The sequence below is a fragment of the Chryseobacterium sp. VD8 genome, assembly GCF_037149975.1.
In the GTDB taxonomy this organism is placed as follows: Bacteria; Bacteroidota; Bacteroidia; order Flavobacteriales; family Weeksellaceae; genus Chryseobacterium; species Chryseobacterium indicum.
This window is the reverse complement of sequence record NZ_JBBCQL010000180.1, coordinates 1-9,454: the sequence shown is the minus strand read 5'-3', so window position 1 is coordinate 9,454 and position 9,454 is coordinate 1. Positions and strand designations below refer to the sequence as shown.

The 9,454-nt window shown below is 34.4% G+C and carries 9 protein-coding genes; 2 read left to right on the top strand and 7 right to left on the bottom strand.

Annotation, left to right across the window (positions count from 1 at the left end):
- Positions 1-152 precede the first annotated feature (152 nt).
- On the top strand, positions 153-914 hold the full coding sequence (locus WFK35_RS16865) for a hypothetical protein (RefSeq protein ID WP_336733564.1): 762 nt from the start codon (positions 153-155) through the stop codon (positions 912-914).
- A 34-nt stretch (positions 915-948) separates the two neighbouring features.
- Positions 949-1,140 carry a hypothetical protein gene (locus WFK35_RS16860; protein WP_336733563.1) on the top strand — a complete coding sequence of 64 codons (192 nt, stop codon included), beginning with the start codon at positions 949-951 and terminating at the stop codon, positions 1,138-1,140.
- Between the two features lie 194 nt (positions 1,141-1,334).
- Here the strand turns inward: WFK35_RS16860 and WFK35_RS16855 are convergent, their stop codons facing one another.
- From WFK35_RS16855 to WFK35_RS16825, 7 genes are all read right to left on the bottom strand, one after another.
- Positions 1,335-1,697 carry a hypothetical protein gene (locus WFK35_RS16855; RefSeq protein ID WP_336733562.1) on the bottom strand — a complete coding sequence of 121 codons (363 nt, stop codon included), beginning with the start codon at positions 1,695-1,697 and terminating at the stop codon, positions 1,335-1,337.
- Positions 1,694-2,620, bottom strand: a complete 927-nt coding sequence (locus WFK35_RS16850) for an IS1595 family transposase (protein ID WP_336733561.1) — start codon at positions 2,618-2,620, stop codon at positions 1,694-1,696. Before WFK35_RS16850 ends, WFK35_RS16855 begins: the two co-directional genes overlap by 4 nt.
- Positions 2,621-2,758: 138 nt before the next feature.
- Complete coding sequence (locus WFK35_RS16845) at positions 2,759-3,634, bottom strand: pirin family protein (RefSeq protein WP_336733560.1); 876 nt, start codon at positions 3,632-3,634, stop codon at positions 2,759-2,761.
- Between the two features lie 397 nt (positions 3,635-4,031).
- Positions 4,032-5,438 carry a DHA2 family efflux MFS transporter permease subunit gene (locus WFK35_RS16840; protein WP_336733559.1) on the bottom strand — a complete coding sequence of 469 codons (1,407 nt, stop codon included), beginning with the start codon at positions 5,436-5,438 and terminating at the stop codon, positions 4,032-4,034.
- A gap of 343 nt (positions 5,439-5,781) precedes the next feature.
- Entirely contained in the window at positions 5,782-6,594 is an 813-nt protein-coding gene (locus tag WFK35_RS16835; RefSeq protein ID WP_336733558.1) for a hypothetical protein, read from the bottom strand.
- A 271-nt stretch (positions 6,595-6,865) separates the two neighbouring features.
- On the bottom strand, positions 6,866-8,539 hold the full coding sequence (asnB, locus tag WFK35_RS16830) for an asparagine synthase B (protein ID WP_336733557.1): 1,674 nt from the start codon (positions 8,537-8,539) through the stop codon (positions 6,866-6,868).
- Positions 8,540-8,860: 321 nt separating this feature from the next.
- Positions 8,861-9,454: peptide-N-glycosidase F-related protein (locus WFK35_RS16825; RefSeq protein ID WP_336733556.1), on the bottom strand; the 594-nt coding region annotated here is incomplete at its 5' end.

Below are 9,454 nucleotides of genomic sequence, written 5' to 3'. Positions count from 1 at the left end.
ATAAATAAGCGAAATGCTCATGCTATACGGCGTGGGCTTTCCTATTTATTTCCTAATGGCTTACCAGAGCCTCTGTAAGAATAGATGGGCAAAGTCCCACGCTTTCTTATTTAACCATCACTGTTGGGACTAAGTGAACTAAAAATCATTTTATGAAAAAAGTTTTCTTTTCCGTTTTTATATTACTCGGAGTTTTTTGTTTTTCTCAAAGTGTAAGTAAAAAGTTCAATTCAGTCTACAAAAGATATGAATACTTTGATTCAAGTGGAAATATGATTGGTTATGAAAAATATAATAATGTATTAAAACAATATGAATATTATTCTACTAACAATTCTCAATCTCCACAAACTCGACAACCTACACAATACAGAGATCCTGCAAAATTAGATCTTGGAATTGATGTTTATAATCAACAAAGATCTAATAAGCGAAATAATAATTCAATCAAAGTCAGAAATCAACGTTTGGATTCATCTGGCGAACTTATAAGTGTTGAAATATATAATAACCAAACAGGAGAATGGGAGTATTACGAACCTACAAATTCAAAAAATGTTTCCAACAATTCATCTACAACAACATATTCTAATGCTAAAAGTCTATCTAATTATTATGGAAAGACATTAAAAGTATGGAGTATCTATGAATATATTGGTAATCAAGGAAAAACATATCCAATTCAAAACGATTCTTTTGTCGTTGTAAATGAAAATTATATTCAGTTTAAAAAAGCTGATGGTTCAATTTCATACAGAGAACTGAAAAATAAGAAATATAATAATCAAAAACTGGGTTATGAATTTTCTTCAAATTATGGCGCTGTATTTATCCATGAAGACTTGAAATTTATTGAGTTTTTCAACGGTTCAGAACCATACGGAGATAATTATACTTACTTTATTGATAGATAAGATATAATTTGTATTTTTAGAAAAACTTTAATCTATGAATCAAGAAGAAAAACAGAGCTTATTAAATGTTATCAAAACCCAAACTGCTGTTAATGATCAAATTATAAAAATTTTCAGATCTCTTATGACTACTCCTCCTGCAATGACAGAATTGGCAAGATTAATTCGTTTAAATCAAGATTCCTTATCTGAATTGGAAAAGAAAATAGAGTCTTCAGAAGAATAGCTTTCCCAAATATTTCCTAAATCAGTATTTATTATAGAGTTTTCCATACTAACTTTTTTTAGGAAATTAATAAGATGTTCAAATTTCCAATAAGGCTCTCCTTGAAACTCTTTAAGTAGTTCATTGACTAATGATTCTACTTTTTTTTGTTTATTGTTCATTACATGAATTAAATTGTTAAATAACAAAACCCCTTAATTGGGGCTTTTTGGTTGTATTTTTATCAATTGAGTGAGTAGTTTTTCAAATTCTACATCTACTATTGATTCTTTGTCTGTCTTAATCTTTTTATTGAGTTTTTTAAAAGCCGTGTAATCTTTTGAAAGTTCAAGTAAAACACATACTCTTATTGTACGCAATAAAATAGATTCGTTTTCAAGATAATCTAAAAGTTCGATTTTGTCTAAATCCCGCCCATTCTTGTTTAACTCTTGTAGCAAGTCACTATCTTTTATAGTGTCAAGTACATACGTTTTAAAGAATTCTTTTATAAGACTGTTATCTTTAAATTTCTTGTTGTATTGCTTCTTGTATTCTTGAAATACTCTTTCTTTCATGTCTTCGCTGTTAACGATTGCCAAGTTAATCTTTTTTGTTGAGTTTTTTCTAAGTACATTTCAAATCTTTTGTCTGTCCGTAGCTCTTTAGTATTATATCTAAAGGTCATTTCATCAAGATATAACTGTAAGTGCTTTTTACTTGTTTTGTAATACACACCGATAATAGAACGTTTTAAATGCGACCAAAAACATTCAATAGCATTGGTTGTTGTTCCTTCATCAGTGTATTGTTTTTTTCCGTGGTCAACATAAGTATGAGTGTGGAAATAGTCTCCTATATTTTTGTAAGCCGTCCATTCATCTGTCATTACATGAGAATCTTTTTTAATATGCTCATGTAATAATGGTTGAATTGTCTTTGCTTTTGTATCTGAAACTACTATTGCTTTTACCCATCCTGTTGATTCTTCTACTGCTCCGAATACAGGAACTTTATCTTTAAAAGAACGTCCTTGTGAATTCTTTACTTTTTTATCTGCATGGCGATTTTTATTCTTACCGCCTACAAAAGTTTCATCACATTGTACAATGCCTTCAAACTCTTTAACAAACGATTCATGCTCCGTTGCGTATCTTAATCTTTGCAACATAAACCATGCAGTTTTTTGAGTTACATCTAAATCTTTGGCTAATTGGTAGCTACTAATACCTCGCTTATGAGAAGTATAAAGATATATAGCAATAAACCAATTCTGTAATGATATTTTAGAGCCTTCAAAAATAGTATTTGTTCTTGCATTAAAGTACTTTCCTGTATTTTTACATTTGTATTTGTTATTCTTACATACGTAAACTTTTGACGTAAGATCAAAAGGGCTCAAAACTCCATTTTTCCAACGAAGTTGTGTAAGATAATCAATACAAGACTGTTCATCAGGAAAAGCCCTGATAAGGTCTAAAATACTATTAAATTTGAGCATTTGATATTTGTAATAAGAAATATAAATTTACGAAAAAATTATGATATATGCAATATTTCAAGTGATAAAACGCAATATTTAACAAAATTAAATACCAATTTTAACATTTAGTGTAATTTTGTAAGTCACTGCCTAAAATTAATCTGCAAGGTAACCGAATCTCCCTAAATTGAAATCTTCAAAAGCCTGTATAATTTCTTCTCTGGAATTCATTACAAAAGGACCGTGAGGAAAGATAGGCTCATTTAAAGGCATTCCGCTGATGACTAAAACGACTGAGTCTTCTGTTGCTTCTACAGTAAAATCTTCCCCTTCATTTTGAAACAGAACGAGATGATTGAGTGGTGCTTTTTCTTCATTATTAACGATGATACTTCCTTCAATCACCAATGCAGCAGTATTGAAATTTTCGGGAAAGCTGAATGCTGCTTTTCCACCATTTTTCAGTTTTGCATTCATCATGTGAACCGGACTGAAGGTAAAAGCGGGACCTTTCTGATTTTGAAATTCTCCGGCAATCACTTCAATATGTCCGTTTTCTCCAAGATCCACTTTCGTCATATCCGAATTTTTGATTGCCTGATATTTCGGACAGCTCATTTTATAAACCGACGGAAGGTTTACCCAAAGCTGAACCATCTGGAAAATTCCGCCTTCTTTTGCCCATTCTTTTTCGTGATATTCTTTGTGAAGAACGCCTTTTGCAGCAGTCATCCACTGTACATCGCCTTCACCGATAATTCCGCCTCCGCCTGCGCTGTCATGATGCTGCACTTTTCCTTTATAGGCTATTGTTACAGTCTCGAAACCTCTGTGCGGATGAACACCCACTCCGCGAGGCTGATCTGTTCCGTTAAAGTGAAATTTTGAATTGTAATCGAGCATAATGAACGGATCCATTCTTTTCATATCCATTCCCTGAACGCCCGGAATAAAATTATGAACCCTAAAACCGTCGCCCACAAAATGCGCAGGTTTCGGAGATACTATTTTTTCTATTTTTTTAGTTGCCATAATATTAGTTGTATTATGAAGCAAAGGTATTTTAAACAAAAATCCTGTACATTGATCTGTGTTAATAAGGGGGATTGATGATTGCGCTGAGCGGGTGTTTTCTGATTTTTATTTGGGATGTAAAAATTCCCCTCCTTTGGAGGGGTGGCGAAAATTTCGGAGAAATTTTTGACGGGGTGGTTCCAGAAATAAAGCTGTAATTTTATATTGAACAGGTGTTCTCCACAATTTTATAGTCTGGATTGAGCGGTATATCTGAGTTCTTTTTTGGATTCGGCGGCTGCGAAGCAGCCGCCGAATCCAAAAAAAGCGAGTAGCGAAAGCTGGAAAAAGCTCCTGAAATCAATGAACAATTGATTTTCTTTACCTAAATTAGAAAATCGACAGATTTATTTTATCAATCCTCCTTAGATTTCATATTCTTACCATCCGAAATATGGAGTCTGCGGAAAATAAATCCGGAAATAATCGTTAGAAGACCGACAGTAAGAAAAGTATAGCGGAAAGCATTATGAGTTTCTCCGTGAATAAGGTTTGTATTTTCGAAAATTTTAAGCACAATTAATCCGAAAGCAATTCCGAATCCGATGGCAAGCTGTTGATTAACGGATATAAGTGAATTTCCGCTGCTGGTCTGAAAATTTCGAAGATCTGCAATAGAAATTGTATTCATGGAAGTAAACTGGATGGAATTAAAGAATCCTAAAATAGAAATAATAGGAATAAACCAATACAACGAGGTATTGATATCGGGAATTGCCAAAAGACAGATCAGCGTTCCGATAATAAAAGTATTCGTCATTAAAGTTTGCCGGTAACCAAAACGGTCTAAAATTTTTATCACATACGATTTCCCGAACATCGCAGTTAAAGCCATCGGAGCGATGATCCATCCGGAAGTTACCGCCGATTGTTTATACGCAATCTGAATCATTAGCGGTAAAAGCAACGGAACAGAGCTGATTCCTAATCTGGTGGCAAGATTTCCGACAATTCCCACTCTGAAAGTTCTTACCTGAAATAAATTTAAAGGAAAAATAGGACTTTCATCACGTTTGGCGTGTTTGTAATAGTAGTAGAGACAAAGAAATCCCAGAATGAAAATGACCAGAACCGGTGTTGTATTCTGCATATCTCCGAAAAGTTCCAAAGCAATGGAAAGCAGGAGAGAGGCTGCTGCAAAAATCAAAAATCCTTTCAGATCAAAATCTACATCTTTGGATGTATAATTGGGCATGAACTTTATACCTAAAACAATTCCCAGAATTCCGATCGGGATGTTAATTAAAAAAATCCAGTGCCACGAAAGATAATCTACCATATAACCTCCCACCAAAGGACCAAGAACGGGACCGATCAGTGCAGGAATAATGGCAAAGTTCATGGCTTTTAATAATTCGCTTTTATCGAACGTTTTAATTAGAGCCAATTTTCCGACAGGTGTCATCAAACTTCCTCCGACTCCCTGAATAACTCGCGAAATAACCAGATGCGTAAGATTTTGAGACATGGCACAAAACAGAGATCCCAAACTGAAAAGAATCAGAGAAAATATAAACACTTTTTTGGTTCCGAAACGGTCTGCCAAAAATCCGCTTGCCGGCATAAAAACGGCTAAAGTAAGAACATAACTGATGATGGCGTTTTGCATATTCAGCGGAGATTCCTGAAGGTCTTTTGCGATGGAAGGCAAAGATGTATTCAAAATAGTGGAATCCAGCATCTGCATGAAGATTGCCGTTGCAAGAATCAGCGGCAGAATTTTTTTAATTGAATTTTGGGGCGGCGAAAGTGTTTCTGACATGTATTTTTACTGGAAAAGCTTCCAGATTTGTTTGGTTCAAAAAAATGAGAATGTAATTTTCAGAGCAATTTTTATTCCTTTTAATAAAGAGAAGATATTAATCGATGGATTAAGCTGTCATTTCCACGAAGGAGAAATCTATTTGCCGCAATATTTTCCTGATACTCCTGAACTGTTATCTATTTTAAGTTTTTTTGATGATGTTATCAATAACGACATTTATAATATTCTATTTTATTAAATTTTACGATCAATTGTGAATATTCGTGCAAAAATTTGTGCCATTCGCGTTAAAAAAATACGCCAACAAAAAAGTCCTGCGAAATTCACAGGACTTTTTAATTTATTTTCTTGGTTTTTCAACCCCTTTCCATTCTTCGCCGGCTTTTCTGTACTGGCTTAATTCGAAAGTTTTGAAATCTTTTGTTTTGTATTCGATGTTATCTGTGTTTTGCTCAAACGGCATAATGTAATAGAAATCTGCATCTGTTCTGTCCGTTTTTGTCCCTTTTTTCACAGAAGGAACATATTTTGAAAATTTATAGCTCGGAAGATACTGCTTCACTCTCGCATAAAACGCTTTATTTTCTTTCTCTTCAGGAATGATATCTACAATATTGAAATCTTCTTTTTCTTTATTGATCCAAAGATAATACGTTTTATCTTCTCCTGTATTTCTGTTGTTGGAGTTAAAGGCATAAAGTTCTTTAGGAACCAGTTCTTTGATCTTTTCTGCATCAACTTTTGTATAATACTGTCCTTTTGACGGGTCTACATACGTTTCCAGATTGTACATTAAAACAGAATTGTTATCCAGATTTTTGTTTTTGAAATACTGGTTCAATGATAATTCTGCTGTTTCTCTAAGTTCTTTACCTCTTGCATCCAGTTTTTTAGTCGGATTCTGAAGATTTACTTTTTTTACAAATTCATATAAAACTTTTGGTTTTATATCTTTAAGGTGAGGATACGTTTTCAGCTGCTCCGCTTTTACCAGCCAGTAATATTGTTGGTAGAAGTCGTCTTTATCGCCATCTTTCACACTTTTATACACCATTGCCAGTTTTTTGGAGCTAAGATATTTACCATATTTTCCCTGTCCGAAAGCAAAAGTCATGGATAATAAAGCAAATAAGATAGTAATGTTTCTTCTCATTTTTTTATAATTGATATTTTCGTTTTCCAAATATAATTATTTATTAGATAATATATTTGATTAACGGTTAAATTCTGACAATATTATTGATGTAAATGCAAAAGAAAATCCTGTATTGCTACAGGATTGATAAATTTTTATGTAAAGTTTAGATTTTTAGGGTTTAGTATTTCGTTTCAGAATGCTCATCTTCTATTTGTTAAACAAAAAATGAAGAATGAAAAAACATCTCACAAACTCAAAAAACACTCATACTCTCATACTTCTAAATCTATTCACCGTAAGAAGTTTCATGCACTTTTACTGCTCTTCCGCTCGGATCGTTCATATTTTTGAATGCTTCATCCCATTCCAGTGCAATCGGCGTAGAACAAGCAACGGAAGGAACCGAAGGAACTGTTGCAGCCGCAGTTTCACTTGGGAAATGTTCTTCAAAAATTGTTCTGTAACGGTATTCTTCCTTGTTTTGAGGCGTATTCAAAGGGAATCTAAACTTCGCATTTGCCATCATTTCGTCTGTTACTTCTTTTTCAGCAACGGCTTTTAAAGTATCGATCCATGAATAACCGACTCCATCTGAAAACTGCTCTTTCTGTCTCCATACAATAGATTCCGGAAGAATATCTTCGAAAGCTTTTCTCAGAACCCACTTTTCAATTTTTCCTTCGGCAGCATTTACCATTTTATCTTTTGGATTCACAGTCATGGCGATATCCATAAATTCTTTATCAAGGAAAGGAACACGTCCTTCAATTCCCCAACTCATCAATGCTTTGTTGGCTCTTAAACAATCGTACAGGTGAAGTTTTCCTAACTTTCTTACCGTTTCATCGTGGAATTCTTTCGCATTCGGAGCTTTATGGAAGTATAAATAACCACCGAACAATTCATCAGAACCTTCTCCAGAAAGCACCATTTTAATCCCCATCGATTTAATCACTCTTGCCAAAAGATACATCGGCGTAGAAGCTCTCACGGTCGTTACATCATACGTTTCCAGATGATAAATAACATCACGAACCGCATCCAGACCTTCCTGAACGGTAAAATTAACTTCATGGTGAACCGAACCGATGTGTTCTGCTGCTTTCTGAGCTGCTGCCAAATCCGGCGATCCTACCAAACCGACTGCAAAACTGTGCAATCTCGGATACCAAGCTTCCTGAGTATCTCCGCTTTCCACTCTCTGTCTTGCAAATTTTGCCGTAATCGCAGAAATTACGGAAGAATCTAATCCGCCTGAAAGCAAAACTCCGTAAGGAACGTCGCTCATCAATTGCCTGTGAACCGCATCTTCCAGTCCTTTTCTTAATTTCTCAATATCCGTTTCGTTATCTTTTACAGCATCAAAACTTTCCCAGTCTCTTTTATACCATTGCTGAAGTTCGCTTCCGTCTTTGCTGTACACCAGATGTCCCGGTAAAAAAGTCTCAATGGTTTTGCAGACTCCTTCCAGCGCTTTTAGTTCTGAAGCAACGTAATAGTTTCCGTTTTTATCCCAACCGTGATACAAAGGACAGATTCCCATGTGATCGCGGGCAATCAGATACACATCATTTTCTGTGTCATATAAAGAAAAGGCAAAAATTCCGTTTAATTTTTCAACAAAATCTTTTCCGTATTTTTGATATAAAGCTAAAATAACCTCACAGTCTGACTGTGTCTGAAATTCATAATCAGGAAATTCTTCTTTCAGTTCTCTGTGATTGTATATTTCACCGTTCACGGCAAGAACTATTTTTCCGTCTTTTGTAAATAAAGGCTGTTTTCCGGAAGTAGGATCCACGATGGCAAGTCTTTCATGAGAGAAAACCACTTTATCATTCTGGAACACTCCGCTCCAGTCCGGACCACGGTGACGAATTTTTTTAGACATTTCAAGAACCTGAGGTCTTAACATTTCAGTTTTTTGTTTGGCATCAAACAAACATACAATTCCACACATTTTTTGTTATTTAATTTGAAACAAAAGTAGAATAGTGGTTTAAAAATAACAACAAAAATTTTAAATAAGTTAATAATTTTAATTAATTAGTTTGAAATTAAGTAAAAATTTAATTATTTTAAATGTAAAATAAGATTTTAGTTGATTTTTTTAACTCACATACCCGATTTATTCATTACATACGAAATTATTATGAGATATTTCTTAATGTATGATAATTTATTCTACAAATTTTAGCCCTTACTTTGTGGCTCGAAATAATTTTTTTTCATCATTTGTGTTTTTACCTTCTTGCAATTCAGTTTGCGAGAAGGTTTTGTTTTATTGAGACCCTAACAGAACTCCTGAAACATTCCATGAACTGAAGCTTGTTCCTTCAGTCTGACCCTGCGGAATTTTTACCTGAATGGTATGTTTTCCGGCTTTTAAATCTCCAAGCTGAATAAAATTGGGATTGGTAACCGTTCCGGGACACCAATTTGATCTGCTAAGATCGGATGATGAAAGTCCGTCCGGAAAATTTCCTGAAGCCGGATTATAAAGACGATAAGATCCGCAGTCGGTTCTCCAAGGTGTAAAAGAGAAGGTCATTTTTCCGTCTAAAAAGATCGAGTTGGCTTTGGGTACAAATTCATCGCCGTTTTCCCATCCTCCATGACCGGTAGTTGTATATTTCAACTGGGCATTTTTCAGATCCTTTTTTAAAGTAAACTCTACAAACAGTCCTTTATCATTATTAAACATGGTAGAATAATCCTGTCCTGCCATTTCCATAATGTTCAGAGTGTTGAATAAAGGAATGACCGTATTGTTTTTATAAACAGTCTGATCGCTTTTGTGAATGGTGATTTCCAGGCTGACTTTATGACCGCCTTTATCGTAATTTCCGATGAATGTCCCGATCCATAATTCCTT

What these genes read in the sequence shown, in the direction of transcription:
- WFK35_RS16865 (WP_336733564.1), top strand. Translation starts at nt 153, where the DNA reads ATGAAAAAAGTTTTCTTTTCCGTTTTTATATTACTCGGAGTTTTTTGT.
- WFK35_RS16860 (WP_336733563.1), top strand. Translation starts at nt 949, where the DNA reads ATGAATCAAGAAGAAAAACAGAGCTTATTAAATGTTATCAAAACCCAA.
- WFK35_RS16855 (WP_336733562.1), bottom strand. Translation starts at nt 1,697, where the DNA reads ATGAAAGAAAGAGTATTTCAAGAATACAAGAAGCAATACAACAAGAAA.
- WFK35_RS16850 (WP_336733561.1), bottom strand. Translation starts at nt 2,620, where the DNA reads ATGCTCAAATTTAATAGTATTTTAGACCTTATCAGGGCTTTTCCTGAT.
- WFK35_RS16845 (WP_336733560.1), bottom strand. Translation starts at nt 3,634, where the DNA reads ATGGCAACTAAAAAAATAGAAAAAATAGTATCTCCGAAACCTGCGCAT.
- WFK35_RS16840 (WP_336733559.1), bottom strand. Translation starts at nt 5,438, where the DNA reads ATGTCAGAAACACTTTCGCCGCCCCAAAATTCAATTAAAAAAATTCTG.
- WFK35_RS16835 (WP_336733558.1), bottom strand. Translation starts at nt 6,594, where the DNA reads ATGAGAAGAAACATTACTATCTTATTTGCTTTATTATCCATGACTTTT.
- asnB (WP_336733557.1), bottom strand. Translation starts at nt 8,539, where the DNA reads ATGTGTGGAATTGTATGTTTGTTTGATGCCAAACAAAAAACTGAAATG.